The organism is Chryseobacterium sp. HNCC26DJ241, from assembly GCF_057180505.1.
This window is the reverse complement of the sequence record NZ_JBXUGL010000015.1, coordinates 1-21384: the sequence shown is the minus strand read 5'-3', so window position 1 is coordinate 21384 and position 21384 is coordinate 1. Positions and strand designations below refer to the sequence as shown.

Annotated in this window: 12 protein-coding genes and 1 pseudogene; 10 read left to right on the top strand and 3 right to left on the bottom strand. The window is 34.4% G+C overall.

Features of this window, described 5'->3' with window-relative positions; all coding sequences use genetic code 11:
- Window positions 1–31: 31 nt before the first annotated feature.
- The 9 genes from AC2A1C_RS08735 to AC2A1C_RS08695 all read left to right on the top strand — a co-directional run bounded on the left by AC2A1C_RS08735 (window position 32) and on the right by AC2A1C_RS08695 (window position 15297).
- Window positions 32–1246, top strand: coding sequence for a glycosyl hydrolase family 17 protein (locus tag AC2A1C_RS08735; protein WP_484025325.1), 1215 nt, complete (start codon window positions 32–34; stop codon window positions 1244–1246).
- Window positions 1247–1474: 228 nt separating this feature from the next.
- A complete protein-coding gene (locus AC2A1C_RS08730) occupies window positions 1475–2968 on the top strand; it encodes a glycoside hydrolase family 30 protein (protein WP_484025324.1) in 1494 nt (497 codons plus the stop codon).
- Window positions 2969–2976: 8 nt separating this feature from the next.
- Window positions 2977–5349 (top strand): MFS transporter, encoded by a 2373-nt coding sequence (locus tag AC2A1C_RS08725; protein ID WP_484025323.1) that lies wholly within the window; start codon window positions 2977–2979, stop codon window positions 5347–5349.
- A 20-nt stretch (window positions 5350–5369) separates the two neighbouring features.
- Entirely contained in the window at window positions 5370–6266 is an 897-nt protein-coding gene (locus AC2A1C_RS08720) for a glycoside hydrolase family 17 protein (protein ID WP_484025322.1), read from the top strand.
- 399 nt (window positions 6267–6665) lie between these two features.
- Entirely contained in the window at window positions 6666–8363 is a 1698-nt protein-coding gene (locus AC2A1C_RS08715) for a family 16 glycosylhydrolase (protein ID WP_484025321.1), read from the top strand.
- A gap of 45 nt (window positions 8364–8408) precedes the next feature.
- Window positions 8409–9875: a tail fiber domain-containing protein gene (locus AC2A1C_RS08710; protein ID WP_484025320.1), complete on the top strand. Its 1467-nt coding sequence runs from the start codon at window positions 8409–8411 to the stop codon at window positions 9873–9875.
- A gap of 68 nt (window positions 9876–9943) precedes the next feature.
- Window positions 9944–11266 carry a T9SS type A sorting domain-containing protein gene (locus AC2A1C_RS08705; protein WP_484025319.1) on the top strand — a complete coding sequence of 441 codons (1323 nt, stop codon included), beginning with the start codon at window positions 9944–9946 and terminating at the stop codon, window positions 11264–11266.
- 74 nt (window positions 11267–11340) lie between these two features.
- Window positions 11341–14037, top strand: coding sequence for a helix-turn-helix and ligand-binding sensor domain-containing protein (locus AC2A1C_RS08700; RefSeq protein ID WP_484025318.1), 2697 nt, complete (start codon window positions 11341–11343; stop codon window positions 14035–14037).
- A gap of 177 nt (window positions 14038–14214) precedes the next feature.
- Entirely contained in the window at window positions 14215–15297 is a 1083-nt protein-coding gene (locus AC2A1C_RS08695; protein ID WP_484025317.1) for a porin, read from the top strand.
- Between the two features lie 88 nt (window positions 15298–15385).
- On the opposite strand, the gene AC2A1C_RS08690 is transcribed toward AC2A1C_RS08695, so the two are convergent.
- Window positions 15386–15715, bottom strand: coding sequence for a hypothetical protein (locus tag AC2A1C_RS08690; RefSeq protein WP_484025316.1), 330 nt, complete (start codon window positions 15713–15715; stop codon window positions 15386–15388).
- A 227-nt stretch (window positions 15716–15942) separates the two neighbouring features.
- Between AC2A1C_RS08690 and AC2A1C_RS08685 the strand changes: the two genes are divergently transcribed.
- Window positions 15943–20505 carry a GEVED domain-containing protein gene (locus AC2A1C_RS08685; RefSeq protein ID WP_484025315.1) on the top strand — a complete coding sequence of 1521 codons (4563 nt, stop codon included), beginning with the start codon at window positions 15943–15945 and terminating at the stop codon, window positions 20503–20505.
- A 129-nt stretch (window positions 20506–20634) separates the two neighbouring features.
- On the opposite strand, the gene AC2A1C_RS08680 is transcribed toward AC2A1C_RS08685, so the two are convergent.
- Both AC2A1C_RS08680 and AC2A1C_RS08675 read right to left on the bottom strand, forming a co-directional pair.
- Complete coding sequence (locus AC2A1C_RS08680; RefSeq protein ID WP_484025314.1) at window positions 20635–21105, bottom strand: hypothetical protein; 471 nt, start codon at window positions 21103–21105, stop codon at window positions 20635–20637.
- An 82-nt stretch (window positions 21106–21187) separates the two neighbouring features.
- Window positions 21188–21384: pseudogene (locus AC2A1C_RS08675) on the bottom strand (helix-turn-helix domain-containing protein); the annotation flags it as partial.

The following is a 21384-nucleotide window of genomic DNA, read 5'->3' as shown; positions in this document are numbered from 1 at the left end:
TTTTTTGACATTCATAATGTCGTGTAACAGTATGCAAAACACAATCAAATATAAAAATGCAGCCGAAATTTTAGGAAATCCTAACTATTTAGCGATGTCTTATGGCGGTTACCGAACCAATTCCAGAAGAGTACAACCTACCGTTTCGCAGTTGAAGGAAGACATGAAAATTCTTTCGGCGATGGGTGTCAAAATCATCAGAACGTACAATGTTCATCTTCCTGAAGCCGTAAATGTGCTGAAAGCGATTAAAGAATTGCGTCAAGAAAATCCAAATTTTGAAATGTACGTAATGTTGGGAGCATGGATCGATTGCAAAAATGCGTGGACAGGTTTTGAACCTAACCACAACGAAGAAAGCGAAAGAAATGCTGCTGAAATTGCACATGCTGTAGAATTGGCGAACGAATATCCGGAAATCATTAAAGTAATTGCGGTAGGAAACGAAGCGATGGTAAAATGGGCAACTGCATATTACGTGCAACCTTCTGTGATTTTGAAATGGGTGAATCATCTTCAGGATTTGAAGAAAAAAGGAGAATTGCCAAAAGATTTGTGGATCACAAGTTCCGACAATTTTGCAAGTTGGGGAGGCGGTGACAAAGAATATCACACGAAAGAGCTTAATGAACTGATAAAAGCGGTTGATTATATTTCGATGCACACCTATCCGATGCACGACACGCATTACAATCCTGTTTTTTGGGGAATTTCGGAAAGCGAATTTAAATTTTCCAAAGAAAAACAATTGGATTTGGCGATGAATCGTTCCGTGAATTACGCAAAATCGCAATACAATTCGGTAAAAAAGTATATGCAAAGTTTAGGAGTCGAAAAACCGATTCACATTGGCGAAACTGGTTGGGCAACTTTCTCGAATGAATTGTACGGAAGCAACGATTCTAAAGCAGTGGATGAATATAAAGCCGGAATTTTTTACCATAAAATGCGCGATTGGACAAACGAAGCGGGAATTTCCTGTTTCTATTTCGAAGCTTTTGATGAGCCATGGAAAGATGCAGGAAATGCAGGTGGTTCCGAAAATCATTTTGGACTATTTACTGTAGATGGAAATGCAAAATATGCCATTTGGAATTTTGTAGATGAAGGCACTTTCAAAAAATTAAAACGAGACGGAAACACCATTCAGAAAACCTTCAACGGAAACCTGAAAAGATTGTTGGACAGTGTAGAAATGCCACCATATCGGGAGTTTGATAAAGAATTGATAGAAGTAAAACAATAATAATGATATGAATAATGACCTAGGAAACGGAGGCGTTAAGAAATTTTAAAATAATTCCGTTAAGAAATTTCCACTGTTTGAGCGCGCCAAAATCGTGTTTTAAAAAACAAAATTTTCTATCGCGCGAGTTTTGGAAATTTTAGGAAGTATTTTAAAATTTTAGCCGAGTTTCCAGTCTTGAATTTTTGGTTCTTTTGTTTCAAGACAAAAGAATATTAAGAATAAAATATGAAAACAAAAATTGTACATATCGCCTTAATAACCAGTTTGATGATGAGTGGTCAAGCAAAAAAATCGTGGAAAATAGAAATCTATGAAACCTCTGCAAGCGGAAATCAATTAACCAAAATTGAACAAGTTTCTGCTATAGAAAATCCAATAAAGATTAAAATTAATCCTGAACAAAAATTCCAAAAAATAACAGGATTTGGAGGTGCTTTTACTGAAAGTTCTGCTTATTTACTCAATAAATTAAGCAAAGAAAACAGGGAGAAAATCCTAAAAGCCTACTTCAGCGAAGAGGGAGCCAATTATTCTCTAACTCGAACCCACATTGCTTCTTGCGATTTTTCTTTAAAAAATTATACCTATGCTCCGATTCCTGATGATAAAGAACTGAAACATTTTTCGGTAAAAGAAGATTTGGACGATTTGGTTCCTATGATTAAAGAAGCGCAGAAAATTTCAAAAGATGGTTTCAAAATTATCGCTTCTCCTTGGACATCACCACCTTGGATGAAGGATAATAATTCCTGGATCAATGGAAAATTGCTTCCACAATATCACGAAACGTTTGCATTGTATTTTTCCAAATATTTAACAGAATATAAAAAATTGGGCATTCCGATTTGGGGAATTACGGTTACCAATGAGCCTAACGGAAATGGCGGAAACTGGGAAAGTCTGCTTTTCACACCAAAAGAAATGACGGATTTTGTAGAAAATTTCCTCGGTCCGAAATTAGAAAAAGACGGTTATGGAAATGTGAAAATTTTAGGGTACGACCAAAACCGCTCCGAACTGAAAAGTTGGGTGGACGAAATGTACCGCTCTGAAAAGTCATCTAAATATTATGCAGGAACAGCCATTCATTGGTATGATAGTACATTCAAAATTTATGAAGCCGATCTTCAGCACGCTCACAAAAAAAATCCTGAAAAACACCTCATCCAAACCGAAGCCTGCATAGATGCAGATGTTCCGAAATGGAAAGATGATGCTTGGTATTGGAGCAAGGAGGCCACCGATTGGGGATTCGACTGGGCAAAAGAAGAAGAAAAATATTTGCACCCAAAATACGTTCCGGTTTTCCGTTATGCCGGTGATATTATTGGCTGTCTCAATAATTATGTAGACGGTTGGGTAGATTGGAATATGGTTCTGAACAAACAAGGCGGTCCTAATTGGTTCAAAAACTGGTGTGTTGCACCGGTAATTGTAGATGAAGAAAAGGATGAAGTCTATTTCACACCGTTATATTTTACGATGGCGCATTTCAGCAAATTTATTCGTCCGGAAGCAGTAAGAATAGGTTTTGAAAATCCTGAAAAAGATGATGAACTGATTGTAACTGCCGCAGAAAATAAAGATGGTTCTATTGCAGTGGTGGTTTTCAATCCTTCGGAAAGCAAGAAAAATCTTGAAATTTCTCTAAAAAATCAAAAAATAAATGTGGCAATCAGCGCGAAAGCCATTCAGACAATTCAATTAACTAAAAACTAGAAAACAATATGTCACATCAACAGATTTCATCTTCCAAAAAAGTTCCGATGATCCAAAAAATAGCCTTTGGAATCGGAATGCTTGCCAACCAAATGTTTCCTGCCGCTCTCGGAGTTTTTATGGTGGTTTTGTTAGCCGGTTTTGGTTTTAAACCTTGGATGGTAGGTCTTTTAACATTTGCCCCTCGATTGTTCGATTTTATTATTGATCCTATTATGGGATTTGTAACGGATAATACCCGTTCAAAATGGGGCAGAAGAAGGCATTATGTATTTATTGGTGCGGTTATTCTGGGAGTTGCTTTTCTTGCTATGTGGCAAATTTTTAAAGAAAATGGAGTTAATTTTAATTTTTTCTATTTTTTAGCCTTCAATCTTTGCTTGTATTTAGGATTAACTATTTTTTCAGTGCCTTTTGTGGCAATGGGTTATGAAATGAGCGATGATTTCCATGAGAGAACCCAAATTATGGCAATTTCCCAATGGATTGGACAATGGGCTTGGGTAATAGTTCCTTGGTTTTGGATCATTATGTATGACCAGGATTGGTTTCCAAATCCCGAAGTAGCAGTGCGGCAATTGTCTTTTTGGGTAGGAATTCCGTGTATGATTTTTGCAATGATTCCGGCTTTTTTCATCAAATCAAAATCTACATTGAATGAGACTTCTTATAAGGATATTAGCATTAGAAATATCGGAGGAATTTTCAAAGGATTAATTCATGAGTTTTCGGAAGCTTTTAAAATTAAAGATTTCAGAAGACTATGTTTTTCTACATTTTTCACTTTTAATGCTTTCAATACCGTTGCACAGTTTACATTTTTCATCATTGTATATTATTTATTCAATGGAGATAAAGGACAGGGAGGAATTTGGGCGGCAGTTTTCGGAAGTGGTGGTGCTTTGGTAACAACATTTATGGTTATTCCTATCGTAACGCAAATGTCTAAAAAAATTGGCAAGAAAAAAGCCTTTTTGCTATCCCAATCCATTTCTATTTTTGGATATTTAATTTTATATTTTCTTTTTGTACCCGGAAAACCCTATTTGTTTTTAATCGCTTTACCATTTTTTTCCTTCGGAATCGGAGGTTTGTTTACCACTATGATGTCTATGACAGCCGATGTTTGTGATGTGGATGAGCTGAATTACGGACAAAGACGTGAAGGTATTTTCGGAGCCATCTATTGGTGGGTGGTGAAATTAGGCTTTGCATTTGCAGGTTTACTGAGCTATCTGATCCTTGATGCAATAAATTTTGATGGAAACCTGACTATCCAAACACCGGAAACTATCTTTTGGCTGAGGTTCTTCTTTTCAGCAATTCCTATTGCCGGAACTCTTATCGCCATTTTATATATGTGGAATTATGGTATTTCTGAAGAAAAAATACATTCTATCCAAGCAGAATTGGCCAAGAGAAAAACACCAAAACCATCAGGATACGGAGCAAACAATGTTTTAGCTGGAATGAATATCAATGGGCTTTCCAAAACTGAACTCCAAGAAAGGTTTCCTCAATATTATTTCCCAACTACAGACTTTGCAAGTCTTAACAATGAAGAATTAAGAACAGATTTTATGGCGGTCTTCGATAAAGGAATACACGGAATCTGTTTTAGTGTATTTACTAAAGAGCAATTTCCGGGAGACATTATTAGTGAAGAACAAATCAGAAAAAGACTGCAAACATTACAATCACATACACAGTGGATCAGAGTATTTTCTTCTACACATGGGCATGAAAAAATCCCTAAAATAGCCAAAGAAATGGGCTTCAATGTATTGATGGGAGCTTGGATTGGCAAAGACGAATCTGAAAATCAAAAAGAAATACAGTCATTGATCCAACTGATGAACGAAGGAAATGTTGATTTGGCGGCTGTAGGAAACGAAGTACTTTTCCGTGGAGATCAAAATGAAGATGCATTGCTCCGATACATTCAACAAGTTAAAGAAAGTACTCTTAATGTGCCTGTTTCTTACATTGATGTCTACTATCAAATTATGAATCATCCTAAACTTGCAGAAGTAAGCGATAAAATTTTAATTAATTGTTATCCTTTTTGGGAAGGTGCTTCTATAGAACACGCAGGAATTTATCTTCAGGAAATGTACTATCAGACGAAAAAAATTGCCAATGGCAAAGAAATTATGATTGCAGAAACAGGATGGCCAAGTAAAGGCGAAATGGTACAAAATGCAAAACCATCTTCAGAAAACCTGATGAAATATTTTATTGAAACTCAAAAATGGGTAGCGAAAGAACAGGTGAAATTATTCTATTTTTCTTCTTTTGATGAGTCTTGGAAAATACACGAAGAAGGTTGGGCTGGAACTTCTTGGGGACTTTGGGATGCCAATGAAAACTTTAAATTTTAATTATACTAAACTGAATAAAAATGTCTTACAGAGCAGAACAATATTTATCCTTACCAAAACAAAATCAGGATAATTATATCAAAGAAAAAACCGAATCTGAAAAAAAAGATCTTTTTAGAGAAATTTTATATAACGGAGTTCATGGCTTTTGTTTCAGTTTGTATGAAGACGGACAGAAACCGGGAGACATCATCTCCGAAAAACAAGTTCGCCGAAGAATGGAAATTTTAAAACCCCATACTTCTTGGGTACGTTCTTTTTCTTGTACCGAAGGTAACGAGCACATCCCAAAAATTGCTAAAGAATTTGGCATCAAAACATTAGTGGGAGCTTGGCTGGGAAATGATCCGGAAATCAACGAAAGAGAAATAGAAGGTTTAATAAAACTCGCCAAAGAAGGTTTTGTAGATATTGCTGCTGTAGGAAACGAAGTGATGTATCGAAAAGATTTAACAGAAGAAGAACTTTTGGAATTTATCTATAAAGTGAAAAAGGAAATCCCCGAAATTCCGGTAGGTTATGTAGATGCGTATTATGAATTTACCATCAAACCAAAAATTACAGAAGCCTGCGATGTGGTTTTGGCAAATTGTTATCCGTTTTGGGAGAGTTGTCCCGCAGAACATTCTCTTAATTATGTGAAGCAGATGTATTACCAAGCCAAACAAGCAGCCAACGGAAAACCCGTAATTATTTCAGAAACAGGTTGGCCAAGTAAAGGTGAAGATTTGAAAGGTGCCATTCCTTCGGAAAAAAATGCCTTAGAATATTTCCTGAACACACAGCTTTGGTGCATGGACGAAAATATAGAATGTTTCTATTTTTCTTCTTTCGACGAATCTTGGAAGGTAGGTCCGGAAGGCGAAGTTGGCGCACATTGGGGAATCTGGGACAAACATGAAAAATTGAAATTTTAAAAGTTAAATAAAAGACTTGAGATTGGAGATGTGAGATTTTTTTAGGGTAGTTATTTCCGCCGGAATTTATACTGAGCTTGACGAAGTACCCTGCTTTTTTTGTTTTTTGTCGTCCTGAGCATAAACTGGAGGTTTACGAACGTAGTTCACGAAGGGACAAAAAACAAAAAAGAGTTCCGATCAAACCTAACGAAGTGGTTCATAGATTCAAATGAAAAATAAGAGATAAGTCGGGTTGCGACAAAGCAACGTAAAAAAGCCACGAAGTGGCGGCATAAAACAACATAGGGCAAGCCCTATGAAAAATGGGAAAAAATCCCAACAAGCCCTGAAAGGGCGATATAATTTAGCATAGACTGAAACCCTAAGAAAAGAGATAAATTTTAAAATTAATCAATTATGTTAAAAAAACTACATCAAATCGTTTTATTCCTTTTCAGCACACTTTGTTTTGCACAGGTTGATGTGGTGTATAATGATCTAGTTTGGTCTGATGAATTTTCAACCAATGGAGCAGTTGATGGCAGCAAATGGTTCCATCAAACCCAATTACCAGCAGGAGGAAGTTGGTTTAATAATGAAGTTCAACATTACACAAATCGAACCATTAATTCTTTCGTAGATGGAGGAAATTTGAATATCGTTGCCAGAAAAGAAACTTTTACCGATCAAGGTGTTACAAAAAATTACACCTCGGCAAGATTAAATTCAAAATTTGCCTTTAAATATGGTAGAATGGATGTTCGTGCAAAAGTTCCAGTTGATGCGGGAACTTGGCCAGCAATTTGGATGTTGGGTAAAAATGTGAATGAACCAGGAGGTTACTTTGCTTCAACTTACGGAACTGTCAATTGGCCAGCTTGTGGCGAAACCGACATTATGGAACACGGAATTTTCCCTTCGCAACCTACCAATTACGTTCAGAGTACAATGCATACACCTTCTTCTTATGGTAATTCTATAAATCACGGAGGTGTTGTTGCCTCCTCAAATATTGATAGCAATTATCACATCTATTCTATGAATTGGTCGCCTTATCAGATCACATTTTTGTTAGACGGAGTTGCTTATTACACCTACAATCCATCGGTAAAAAATGCTGATACTTGGCCGTTTGACAAAGAACAATATATTTTGCTGAATATTGCATTGGGAGGAACGGCAGGAAATTTAGCTTCAAATTTTACCCAAACTTCTATGATTGTAGATTATGTGAGAGTGTATCAAAATACAACCATTGATACGCAAGCTCCTACTAATTTTACGGCAACAGTTGGAGCGGTTACAAATTCTTCCATTGAATTATTATTGAATGGAATAGATAATTCCGGAACTGTTGCATATAATATTACTGGAGCAGCAACACAATCGTTTGCCAATCCTTCAGGAACGCAAAAATCAGTTATTATTTCGGGATTGAATCCTGATACAACTTATACATTTAATGTTTCTGCAAGTGATTTAGCAGGAAACAATGCAGCCAACAATCCTATTGTGTTGAATGCCAAAACTGCCGCAAATGTTAATACCGAATGTTACGGAACTTCTACCCTTGCTCAACAAGGTGCTTTTTCCACAGGTTACCGATATAATTTCCAAACTATAGGAACCGATGTTAAAATCACTTTTGAATTATTAGATACCGACAAAGTAGGTGTCGTTGCCTATTTATGGAAACAAAGTCCTTTCACAGAAACACCAATGACGAATACTTCGGGTAAAATTTTTACTCATACTATTTCGGGACAAACGCTTGGCTCAACCATTAATTATGCCGTGAAGTTTGCGTATGCAGGGGGATTATCCGTGACCAAATATTTCTCTTATGTGGTTGGAAATACCTGTAATTTAGGAGTCGAAGATTTCTCCAAAGTAGAACAATCTTTCTATCCCAATCCTGTAGAAAACATTTTGAATTTAAAATTAGCAGATCATCAAAACCAAATCACATTAACCGACGCAACAGGAAGAAAACTATCGGATGATGCTGTACGTGCTTCACACAGTATAGATATGAGTCATTACAAATCGGGAATCTATTTCCTAAATGTAAAAAACTCAAAAGGAACTCAAAATTTTAAGATCATCAAAAAATAAAAACCATTCATAACTATAAATATTAACCAAAAATCCTAAATTATTATGAAAAAAATTACATTGATGATTGGACTGTTGAGTATCACCTCATTATTCGGTCAAAATTTATCACGAGGTGTTGTAGTAGATAATGCTTTACCTTCTACAGATTCTAGAACATTTCAATTTGGAACGGGATTAATTTCCCAATTGCAATCTGGTACTTTTGGAGATTTTGCTAATAGTACTTGGCTGTCATTAGGTAGCCTTTTTACAGGCTCTCAAACTGTATATGGTTTACGATTTCAATTACCAAATAAGGCTCTTACATTTGGATATAAAAATGTAACTGATACGAACCCAAGAATAGAATGGATAGGTACTGGAACTAATTTGGGTAACTTAGAGTTTCGCTCAGCAAGTAGTTTTACCTCTACAACATCTAATCTAATTGCAACAATGAACAATAATGGAACTACCGTATTTGGTAACAACAGACCCGAAATAAATAATGGTTTTCAAAGAGTGGGTATTGATTACACTTATGGATACGCAATACAAGCAATTAATGATGATGTTAACAGTTCATTAAAATTAGGTTATTATGTGCAAAATAAAAATGGCGGTAGTACTACATCTGTTGGTTTATTAGCAAATGTGACCAGAGATTTAACTGCGAGTAGCGGAGGTATTTATCAAGCAATTAAAGGAACCGCCACTAACGGAAACACCAATTATGGAGTTCAAGGTATTGCAGATGGAGGAACTTCATCATATGGTGTTTACGGACAAGCATCTACTACTAATCCTAATTATTATGCAGGTTATTTTGATGGTAGAACGTATGTAGGTTCACTTTTTATTGGTTCGGATGCTAAGCTGAAAAATGATGTAAAAAAAGACGATGGAATGCTGGACAAGATAAAAAAACTACGAGCCATCAACTACAAATATAATTCGTTAGATGAGCTTAGTTTGCCTCAAGAACTTCAACACGGCTTCATTGCACAAGAATTGGAAAAAGTATTTCCGGAATTTGTAACAACAATAAAAAAGCCGGTTCTAGATAAAAATGCTACTAAGGATAATGAATTCAAAGAACCCAAAATGTATGAGTTCAAAGCGGTCAATTATATCGGTTTGATCTCTGTTTTAACGAGTTCTATCCAAGAATTGGATCAGAAATATCAAGCCGATATTGAAAGCCTGCGCCAGGAAATTGAAGATTTAAAATCTCAACAAAAATCTTTGAAAAACTCAAATACCGATAATTCTGAAGCATTCGAAATGTTACAAAACGTTCCTAATCCATTTGATAACGAAACTAAAATTTCATACAAAATACCAAATGGTCAAAAGTCTGCAAGCATTGGAATTTTTGATTTGACAGGGAAACTGATCAAAGAATACAAACTAAATAACCAGCGCGGTGAGGTGGTTATCAGATCATCGGAAATTGGAGCAGGGATGTTTCTGTATGTTTTGATGAACAATAACATACCTGTAATTTCTAAAAAAATGATTGTTAAATAAGCATAGTCATAACTAAAAACTTATTTACAACTTATAAATATCAATATTAACCCTTAATTTTAATTATTATGAAAAAAATTATTTTTTTGGTGGCATCTGTGATAGCAAATTTAGTGATGGCACAACAAGTCTTAATTGAAGACTTTTCCACCCCCTCTAGTTATACCATTGCTGGTTTTGAGGGCTTAGCAAGTGCAACGATAGCTACAGATCCGGTAGCAGGAGGAACAAGGGGCAATGGTTTTCAGCTAGTAAATTCAGCATCAGGTAATCCTTGGCAAGGAGGTGAAGTATTGTTTTCTACAAAAAAAATGAAATTAACTACTGATAAAACAGTAAAAGTAGATGTATATTCTACCCAGGCATTTACGATGCTTGCAAAAGTAGAAAATGGAGCACCAGCGTCTGCAACATCTGCTAATTATACAACGCCTGGAGCTTGGCAAACTTTGACATTTACTTTTACCAATGGTTTAGACGGAACGGTTGCAGCTAATGGTGAATATCAAAAAATAGTATTTTTTGGAAATTGGAAATCGGATAACTCTGGATGGAATTCACCAGGGAGTTTTGCTTATTATGTAGACAATATTACCGCGGAACAAGTAGCAGCAGCACCTGATCCGATGCCTTCTACGTCTGCTCCTAACCCAAGTCAAGCTGCTTCTGATGTAGTTCTAAGTTTGTTTAATGATAAACCAGGATATACTCCAGCTTATGTACAAGAAGGAGAGTTTGGTAGTAGAACGCTTATTAATTTAGATGCTGAAAATGACCAAACAATGAAATTTAGTTTTTCATCTGGAGGTTGGGGACAGTACAACAACACTACTGTCAATATTTCTGCTGCAAACTATTTGCATTTTAGCTATTATGTACCAAGTGCAACTCCTGCAGGTGCAAACGGGCATGGTTTCTATATTATGATTAATAGTGGTTCTGGAGAAAAGAAATTTTATGTTAAGCCTACTGGAGGAGATGCTACTATGGTTTTTGATTCTTGGCAAACGGTTTCAATTCCTATGACATTTTTTACATCTCAAGGATTTAATCCTGCTACTTTTTTAGTTTGGAAAATAGATGCGGATTCTGATATAAATACTAAACTTCTTTATATAGATAATATATTCTTTACAAAAAGTGTTTTAGGTACAAGCGATGTAAAAGGTAAAACAAAAATCAACGCCTATCCAAACCCTGTTACAGCCGGACAAAATGTTACGGTTTCTTCTAAAGTGAAAACTGGGGAAATCTATACCATGAATGGTCAAAAAGTGAGATCGTTCAACACACAAAGTGTTAGCTCTCAAGGTTTAGAAAAAGGAACTTATATCATTAAAGTAACTACAGAATCTGGAGAAACACAATCTTCAAAATTGATCGTTAAGTAATTATAGTAAAAAATAATTTTGCGTCCGTTAGCAATAACGGACGTTTTTTTCTTAAAATTTGTATATTTGAAACAATGCTGAAACGTTTTTTTGCCTATTTTTTAGTATTTCTGAGTCTTTCTCTTAATGCCCAAAACATTATAGAAAAAGGTATGCCTTTTATACAGAACTACCTTCCGGAAAACTATGGAAATCATGGCAAAATTTGGAATATTAAATCGGCGGAAAACGGCATGGTTTATATGGCTTCAGAAGACGGATTGCTGGAATTTGATGGAAAAACGTGGAGCCATTTTCAGGATTATCGTGGCTATACAAGATCATTATACATTGCAAATGATTCTACAATATATGCAGGTGCAGACATGGATTTTGGAGTTTGGAAGAAAAATAAAACCCGAAAATTCAGTTTCACTTCTCTTTACCCTTTCAGAAAAAGAATTGGTGGGGTAAATGAAGAATTCTGGGGAACGTATCAGCTTAAAAATCAGATTGTTTTTGTATCGCATCAAAATATCTACGCTTTTTTTAATAAAAAAATCACCAAATTTTCTGCACAGTCCAGATTTTCCAATAGTTTTTTTGTGAATGGCAGATTGTTTTTAGCAGATGAAAAAAAAGGATTATTTGAATATGATGGTTCTCAGTTAAAATTACTCTTTGCTTATCCGGATCAAAATCCGTTGGAAGTTAGTGGTATTTTCATCAACGGAAATTCCATAAGATTGGTTACCAAAAGTAGTGGTATTTTTGAGTGGAACGGAAGCAAGCTGTCCATACTTCAAACCGAAGTTTCTTCAGAACTTATTAAAAATAAAGTTTTCAGTTTTATTACTATTGATAATCAGTATTTTGCATTTGGAACAATACTGAATGGACTTTACATTACGGATGTAAACGGAAAAATTATTCAGCATATCAACAAAAGTAAAGGTTTACCCAATAACACGATTTTGTGTATGTACTATCAAAAAAATGGTAAACTTTGGCTTGGTCTGGATTACGGAATTGCATCGGTAGGAATCAAAAATGATATTACTTATTTCTATAACCTCAATGATAATTTCGGAACGGGTTATACTGCTGCTCTCAAAGACAATTTTTTCTTTTTAGGATCAAATCAGGGTTTATATTTTGCAAGTTGGAATGAACTGGGAAATGTTCACAATACTAATTTTCTCCACATGATTGACGGATCCGAAGGACAAGTATGGACTCTTCGGAACATTGACGGAACCATGTATTGCGGACACGATAAAGGACTTTTTGTATTAGAAAATAACACATTAAAAAAAGTAAACAACGAATATGGTGTTTCTGCTATTACGCCTTTTCGGGAAGATTATGTATTGACGGGGAATTACACCGGAATTTTTGTTTACAAAAAAGAAAACAATACTCTCAGATTCATAAAAAAGATGAAGCTAATTGTAGGAGCTGTTAATCAAATTGAGGTGGAAAACGACCAGACAATTTGGGTAAACATTCCTAATTATGGTATTTTGCGGGTAACCTTAGATGAAAATTTCCATCCTGTGAATCGCCAAATTTATCAGGATAAAACCTTTAAAGGGAGCTTGCCTTATATCTACAAAAAAAATAAAAGAGTATTTGTATTTACTTCTTCAGAGCAGTATGAATTTAATTTTAATGAAAAGAAATTTTTTCCTACGAATGAAAAAATGGAGCTTCCTATAATTAATGGTAAACTTCCAGGTTTTTATGTTCCACAGACACTTTCAGCGGAGTATAATTTCTTTCCGGTATATAATGGTTTTGTATTGGAGAAGAAAAATTTTCAGGATAAAACCCATTTCAATTCTCAATTGATTTTCAGGGAAGTACAAGCATTCAACAATATCGGAACTTTAGACTTGTCAGAAAATCAAAAACTTCCATATCGGTTTAATAATCTTCGTTTTATATTTTCACTTCCTAATGAAAACGGTGTTGAATATCAATATTTTTTAGAAAATTTTTCCAAAGAATGGACGGCTTGGAATCCCGAAAACAAAATAGAATTTTTAGGTCTGAAAGAAGGGAGCTATAAACTTCTTGTAAAAGCGAAAAAAGGAAGGCAAATATCAGATGTTAAAGTTTTTAAATTTAGAATTAATGCTCCTTGGTACAGAAGTATATTTAGTTATATTGCTTATGTACTTATAATTGTCGGTTTCTTTTATTTCCTTAAAAAATACCAGGAAAATAAACTGAGAAAGCAAAAGCTGGAACTTCTGAAGAAAGAACAAAACGCTCTGCGTGAACAAGCTGAAAAGCATAAACAGGAAATGCTGCTGGAAAAACAAAAACAACTGGAGAACGAAAAAAATAATCTGAAAGAAGAAATAAAAAACAAAACCATAGAACTTGCCACCAAAGCGAAAGAGGACGAAGATAAAAACCGCCTTCTCAGCACTATTAACGAAAAAATACAAGAGGTAGAAAATAATCCTAATATTTCTAAAATAAGGCTTGGTGAAATTCGCAGAACGTTGAAAAACTATCTGGAAACCGAAGATCATACTTTTGAAATCCAAATGGATGAACTGCATCAGGAATTTTTCAAAACTATGAAGAAAAAATTTCCTAATCTTTCGATATACGATTTGCGTTTGTGTGCCTATCTTAAAATTGGATTGAACTCAAAAGAAATGGCAGATATTTTTCAGGTATTGCCTTCAAGCATTAATGTGAGCCGCTCCAGATTACGAAAAAAACTGGGATTGCAACCGGAAGATGATCTGTTTGATTTTTTGAATGGTTTAGAGTAATATATATATCCAAAGATAAATTAACTTTTACTTTATTTACCTGAAAATAAATTAAGACACTGAATCATTGTAAAAAAAGTAAATGGATAACTTCTCATACAGAAAAAAATGAATGTCTTAAAAAATTAATTTTTAACTGATTGTTCAAAATAATTTCTGAAATCTTATTTTTGAAGAATGAAAAAAATTATACTACTCACGTGTTCAATGTTGGGGATATCAGCATCACTTTCTGCTCAGGAAGAAAATAAAAATCCTTTAAAAATAAGTGGTTATGCAGAAGTTTACTATCAATATGATTTTAACAATCCTGAAAATAACACACGTCCCGGATTCATATACAGCCATAATAGAAACAATGAGGTGAATCTTAATCTCGGATTTGTAAAAGCCAATTATGAAACCGAAAAATTAAGAGCCAACCTTGCTTTAGGTGTAGGAACTTATATGAATGCCAATTATTCGGCGGAATCAGGAGTTTTAAAAAATGTATATGAAGCAAATGTCGGTTTCAAAATTTCCAAAAGCAAAAATTTATGGATTGATGCCGGAATAATGCCTTCTCATATTGGTTTTGAAAGTGCCATTAGTAAAGATTGTCAGACTCTAACCAGAAGTCTTATGGCTGAAAATTCGCCGTATTTTGAAAGTGGGGCAAAAATTTCTTACACCAGCGAAAGTGGAAAATGGTTTATCAGTGGTTTGGTTTTAAACGGATGGCAAAGAATCCAGCGTGTTGATGGAAATTCAACGATTGCTTTTGGGCATCAATTAACGTACAAACCTACGGAGAAAATCACACTGAACAGCAGTTCTTTTATTGGAAACGATAAACCTGACAGTTCAAAGCAAATGCGATATTTTCATAACTTATATGGAATTTTTCAATTATCCAATAAATTTACCTTGACCACAGGATTTGATATCGGAGCAGAACAGAAAGTAAAAGGTAGCGACCAATATAATGCTTGGTATAGCCCAGTAATTATTGCAAAGTACTCTCCTACCGAAAAATTCAGTATTGCTGCAAGAGGAGAATATTATAATGATAAAAACGGAGTTATTATTGCTACAGGAACTGCAAATGGTTTTAAAACCTTTGGATATTCTTTGAATACAGATTATTGGATTCTCCCGAATCTTGTTTGGAGAACAGAAATCAAAAACCTGAGTAGCAAAGATCCTATTTTTATCAATAGAGACAACGCTTTGAAAAACGATAATTTTTCTGCGGCTACCTCACTTGCTGTAAGTTTTTAAAACATTTTGTTTAGCAAAAAACCTTTAAAGAACATAATCAAATATCATGGTTGTAAAAACTACGACCATGATATTTTGAAAAAAATTTTTAGTTATTGAGAAATTTCACGAGCTTTTTCAAATCAGCTTCTTGATTCATTTTTATTTTATTTTCTTTCATAAAATCATCAATTGCATCCTTTTTATCCGGAAATAATTTTAAAATATCTTTTGCATTTTTCGGAACTTTAATCAATTGATTTTCTATCTTGATATAATAAACCGGCTTTAACGTTTCAAACTTTGGAGGTACTGAAGATGTATATGTTGTAGTAGCTTCAGAACCGGGATTAAACTTAGTCTCTATTTTGGCTAATAGAGTGTTCTTACCTTTAACCAACTCAAAGAAATAGCTAAGACTTTCGTTAAAACTTTCCAATACAAGAATTTCCCCGGAATTTTTAAAGCATAAGTTATTCTTAATAAAGAACTCTTTACATTAATAAATTTCATCTAAAAAACACTCATTAATACTACATTCATATATATAAAATACTATTAATGTGATATTTAATAAAAAAAAACGTTATTTATATAAATAATTTATTTAAATTTGTTTTGATAGTTGGTGGGAAAATAATTACTCTTCATTAAAAAACGAGTGTTATGAAAAAAAACTACATTATTTTACACACTGCATTATATAGAATTTGGAAACTTTTTGTTTTTCTCATTTTTATATTATTTCCAAAATTGGCAATTTCACAGGCTTCACTTGCGTTATATGCTACTGATTATGCCTTAACTTATCCTGGCGAAACTAAAGGAAGTGGTCTTTCTGGTTCAGCAGGATCATTGGATTGTTCAGGTTCACAGAATTATCTCTTTAATAGCACCACTAATGAAACTCTGACCTATAATTATAACTCTGCTGCAACAAATATTTCTTTTTCTATGCAGAGATCTAATAATAATAACAAAACATTACTGGTTGAAGAGTCTGTAAATGGTTCCACTTATACAACTATTGCCACCATTACACAGGCCAGTTTTTCTGCTAATAATACAACCACCGCTTTCTCTTATACTGTTAATTCTGCTTCACGATATATAAGATTCAGAATGACAGCAGTTTCAGGAGGAAATTTTTTGCTGGACGCAATAAAAGTATATAATTCTTCTTCACCTTGGGGAATACCTACTGGTGGTACAACAAGTACTTTGTATTATCTTAATTCAATATCAACTACCAGTGGAGTTTCAAATCTTTCATATACTAAAAGCTCTTATATTTCTTATGATAATCAAAATGCTACAACTTTTTCCCAATACACAGGTAGCAGCTTAAATGTATCCATGACTTCTGCCGGAAGTAGTACCTACTATTACTACTGTTGGATAGACTGGAATAATGATGGAGATTTCAATGACAGTGGAGAAACAATATTTTCAACAACTACATTAGCTTCAACTTATTCTGGTACTATTGCGATTCCGTCTGGTCAAGCCGTTGGTAATTATAGAGTACGATTTGCAAATAGTCGTTCTGGAGCTATCTGCGCAGAAGGTAATTCTCCTTCAGGTAATTATGTAGATTTTACCTTAAGCGTTTTAGCTCTTCCTCCATGTACTACACCAAATGCTCCTTCTAATCTTAATTTATCAGCAAGTGGTACTGCACTTACAGGAAGTTTTACAGCTGCTTCACCTACTCCATCAGGATATGTAATTGTGAGAAGTACAAGTTCAACCGCACCTACTCTGGTAAACGGAACTTCATACACAACAGGAACAACCGTGGGAAGTTATTATTTTGTAAGAGGTACCAATGCTCTTTCTACGGCAGTTACTTTCACAGATACGATTCCTACAACTACCGGAACATACTATTATTATGTTTTCTCTTTTAACTCAGGATGCACTGGAGCGCCGTATTTCAGTTCCGGAATTGCTTCGGATATTTCTTTGTATTGTACTCCATCGACTTCAACATCAGCTTCTAATACATATATTTCCCAAATTAAATTTCTGGGCACGTTAAATGATGTAGACAATACGAGCACATATTCTTCTACAACACTGGGATATCAAGATTTTACAAGTTTATCTAAATCAATACAAGCACAAGGAGAAGGAATTAATGTATATGTCGGCGCAAATGTTTCAGCAAGGATAAAAGCATGGGTAGATTGGGACAAAGATGGCACATTTAGTACAACTGAAGAAGTTTTTGACAGTGATGCTGTTGCTACACCTTCCACAACTTTTGGGTTTATAATTCCTTCTTCTACAGCAGCAGGGAATTATACCATTCGTATAAGGAATTACAGGTACAGAAATTTGTTTAATCAGTATGCATGGAATTATGATTACAATTCTTGCGAGGCTTTTGTGAATTGGATTTTAGGCATTGATTATGGAGAAGCAGAAGATTATAAATTCACCGTTGTTCAAACCTGTGCAGCCAAGATATCTTCAGTAAATGATGGTAAAGTTTGTACAAGCGGACCGGTAACACTGGGTGCAACCGGAACTTCCGGAACTACAAAATTAAGATGGTATACAAGTGAAACAGGAGGAACTATGCTGGCAGAAACCAATGTAAATGCGTCTTTATATGGAACGTATACTACCGGAAGCCTAACAAGCACCACTACTTATTGGGTTACAGCATATAATGGCAGCTGCGAATCACTGTATCGTACCAAAGTAATTGCAAATGTAAATTCTGCACCTTCTATCAATTTTAATATTACAGTGCCGGAAGTTTGTGGAAACAGTGTACCATCAGTTGTTCTTACTGCTTCTGGAGATAAAGAAACAGCATATCTAATAAATGAAAAATTTTCATCAGGACTGGGAACTTTTACGTCGAATGGCTCAGGTAATGGTTATTGGGAATATCAGAACAGTGTATATATTCCTACTAATACTTCTGTATGGCATCCTGCAATAGGTTCATCTCTATCAAATGCTGGTTTTGCTTATGCAAGTTCAGATTTTGGAAATAACACTTACAATACTACATTAACCTCAGCTGTTTTGGACGCTTCAAGTTTCTCAAATTTGAAACTTGAATTCGATGCCTATTTTTCATTTTTTGGAAGTACAAATGAAGCCTTTATCGTTCAAGCCTATAATGGAAGCAGCTGGATAGATGTTCAAACATATACCAGTTCATTGGGAATAGGTACTAAATTTGAGCATATAACTCTAAACTTAGCGACTCAATTTCAGGTTTCAAATCTTCAGATTCGGTTTTTATATAGATCAGGATGGGCAGATGGTATTGCAATTGACAATGTAGATGTATATGGTGATAAACCTATAAATACCAACTTTTCATGGTCAGGTTCAGGTGTCAATATTTTTGCTTCCGATTGTTCTTCCACTTATGCTAATGCACCATCCGCATGTTTTATTCCATCAGCTTCGCAACTTGAAAATTATACATCATGGACTATCAATGCAAATGCCACACTTAGTAATGGCTGCAATGCTACAGGAACTATTACTATCCAAAACAATTCTAAAGTGTGGAATACAAGTTCTACAAGTTGGGGTTCTGCAAACTGGAAACCGGATTCGGCAATTCCTACTTCAGATAAATGTGTTATTATTAAATCGCCTGTCAATATTCTATCTTCTACAAATGCAGTTGCAAAATCAGTTAAAATAGAATCTACAGGTAAACTAAATATAAATTCAAATGCTTCTTTAACTGTAACCGATGCTATTGTAAACAATGCAACAGGAGATGATTTTGTGATTAATAGTGATGGAAATCTTATTCAAAAAAATAATGTAGCAAATACAGGCTCTGTAAAAGCGGAAAGATTTGTTTCGGATATGGATAATAATCTGGCAACTCAAATGGATTATGTATACTGGAGTTCGCCGGTGCAATCACAATCGTTATCCGGTTTTTCTCCGGGAACACCCGTTAATAGAATATTTAGATATAATGAAGCCAATGATTATTTTTATGCCGTGAATCTTACAGTTGAACCAAATTTTGTTGCGGCTAAAGGATATGCAATTCGGGCAGAAACGAAAGGTACGGTTTCGGGGTATGAAACATTGGATTATTATGATAAAACATATTCGTTCAAAGGAGTTCCGCACAATGGAGATTATTCTATTAATATTACCAGATCAGCAAATACAGGAACTGGAGGAACTGTGATTCACGGATTCAACCTTGTGGGAAATCCTTATCCATCTAATATTGATTTTAATGAACTCTATCTCGGCAATTCTACAAAAATCTGGAATACCGCATATTTTTGGACAAATAATACTTATGAACAATACCAACAAGGTACCGGATATTCTTCTAACAATTATGCCGTATATAATGGAACCGGAGGAAACAGTGCAACTTCAGCCGCAGGTGGAACTGGCGTAACAGCAATTCCGAATGGTATCGTAAAAGTAGGTCAGGGATTTATTATTCAGAAAAAAGATTTTGGAACATCAACTTTAGATTTCAAAAATAGTTACGGAACAGGGCACGATCTGAGAGTAATCTCTACAGGAACTTTCTTCCAAAAAAATGGAAATGAAAAAAATCGGTACTGGCTACAACTAATATCACCTAATAATCTTGTAAATACACAATTGATTGGTTATATAGACGGAGCTACCAATTCTTATGATCAGGATTTTGATGCTGAAACTTTTTCTGTAAGTTCCGATGTATTCTATTCAATATTGGGCAATAAACGTTTGCTGATTCAAGGAAAAGCCAATACTTTCACCAATGAAGACAAAATCAATCTTGGAGCAAATTTTTATAAAAATGGTACATACATCATTAAACTTGATAAATCTGAAGGTATTTTTGCCAATGGACAAGACATTTATCTGAAAGATAATCAGCTTAATATTTATACAAATTTGAAACAAGGAAGCTACACTTTTACTGCAAATTCCGGAATCAATGAAGGGCGTTTTGAAATCGTTTACAAACCACTTGCTACTTTAGCTATTGACGATATTACAAAAGAAAATTTGACCATAGCAAGAGACCATGAAAATTTTATTGTAAAATCCATTGCAAAAAAAATAGATAAAGTGGAAATCTATGATGCATCCGGAAGATTATATCAAGACTTGAAAGTAAATAATACGGAAGCCATCATAGACGGATCCAAACTTTCTTCAGGAATGTATATTCTAAAAATTATACGAAACGGAAACGTTACTTCTAAGAAGATTATCAAATAAAAATTTCTTCATAAATCAATTCAGAATAATGCAGACAACTTGATATTGTCTGCATTGTTTTTTCAGAAATGAGAATATTTTGCACTTTATATTACTGAAAAACTACCCTATCTTTATCAAAAATTTTCTTCAATTATAATTTGGGCAATCCTGAACTTTTATGTTTAAAATTTTTACTTTTTGATTATTAAATGTAATTTCTATATCTGGAAAACTCCCGTAATTGCAATCCGAGACCGCTTCCTGAAAACTTCCATTATCAGCATTTATCGTAATACCACTTCCGGAAATCTGATAATTGTTTTCAGAAAAAACAAGATGATCCAAATCGTATTCCTTCCCATTTAGTTTGATCTTTCCGGAATTATTTTGTGTATCAAAACTGATAATGGTATTTCCATTTTCTGTAAAAATTACTTTCCCGATTTCTGCTTTATCAGAAATTGGCTGTACTTTGAATGTATTCGAATCATTATTCGCCTTTATTATCAGAGAATCGGAGCTATTTTTATGAACCGTATCTTTTTCACTTACTTTTGCCTCTTTTTTGCAAGAATACAAACTCAAACCTAAAACTAGTGCAACGGAAATTTTTTTCATAATCATTCAATTTTATTTTACCAAAATACGATATTCAAATGGTTTTAAATATATTCTTTGGGTAAAAAAAATATAGACCTCCCTATTCACCAGACAATTTTAACCACTTAGCGACAGTATTTCTACTAAGCTTAAAATGCCTTGCTAATTCGCTATTGTTTAGGTTATTTTTTCTTTTGTATTGAAGGATTTTTTCTATGGTTTCCATGTTATATGCTTTATGTTTTTGATTAACTAAAGCATCTACTTTGTCTTTATCGCCAAAAATAATCCTATTAA

What these genes read in the sequence shown, in the direction of transcription:
- AC2A1C_RS08735 (WP_484025325.1), top strand. Translation starts at nt 32, where the DNA reads ATGCAAAACACAATCAAATATAAAAATGCAGCCGAAATTTTAGGAAAT.
- AC2A1C_RS08730 (WP_484025324.1), top strand. Translation starts at nt 1,475, where the DNA reads ATGAAAACAAAAATTGTACATATCGCCTTAATAACCAGTTTGATGATG.
- AC2A1C_RS08725 (WP_484025323.1), top strand. Translation starts at nt 2,977, where the DNA reads ATGTCACATCAACAGATTTCATCTTCCAAAAAAGTTCCGATGATCCAA.
- AC2A1C_RS08720 (WP_484025322.1), top strand. Translation starts at nt 5,370, where the DNA reads ATGTCTTACAGAGCAGAACAATATTTATCCTTACCAAAACAAAATCAG.
- AC2A1C_RS08715 (WP_484025321.1), top strand. Translation starts at nt 6,666, where the DNA reads ATGTTAAAAAAACTACATCAAATCGTTTTATTCCTTTTCAGCACACTT.
- AC2A1C_RS08710 (WP_484025320.1), top strand. Translation starts at nt 8,409, where the DNA reads ATGAAAAAAATTACATTGATGATTGGACTGTTGAGTATCACCTCATTA.
- AC2A1C_RS08705 (WP_484025319.1), top strand. Translation starts at nt 9,944, where the DNA reads ATGAAAAAAATTATTTTTTTGGTGGCATCTGTGATAGCAAATTTAGTG.
- AC2A1C_RS08700 (WP_484025318.1), top strand. Translation starts at nt 11,341, where the DNA reads ATGCTGAAACGTTTTTTTGCCTATTTTTTAGTATTTCTGAGTCTTTCT.
- AC2A1C_RS08695 (WP_484025317.1), top strand. Translation starts at nt 14,215, where the DNA reads ATGAAAAAAATTATACTACTCACGTGTTCAATGTTGGGGATATCAGCA.
- AC2A1C_RS08685 (WP_484025315.1), top strand. Translation starts at nt 15,943, where the DNA reads ATGAAAAAAAACTACATTATTTTACACACTGCATTATATAGAATTTGG.
- AC2A1C_RS08680 (WP_484025314.1), bottom strand. Translation starts at nt 21,105, where the DNA reads ATGAAAAAAATTTCCGTTGCACTAGTTTTAGGTTTGAGTTTGTATTCT.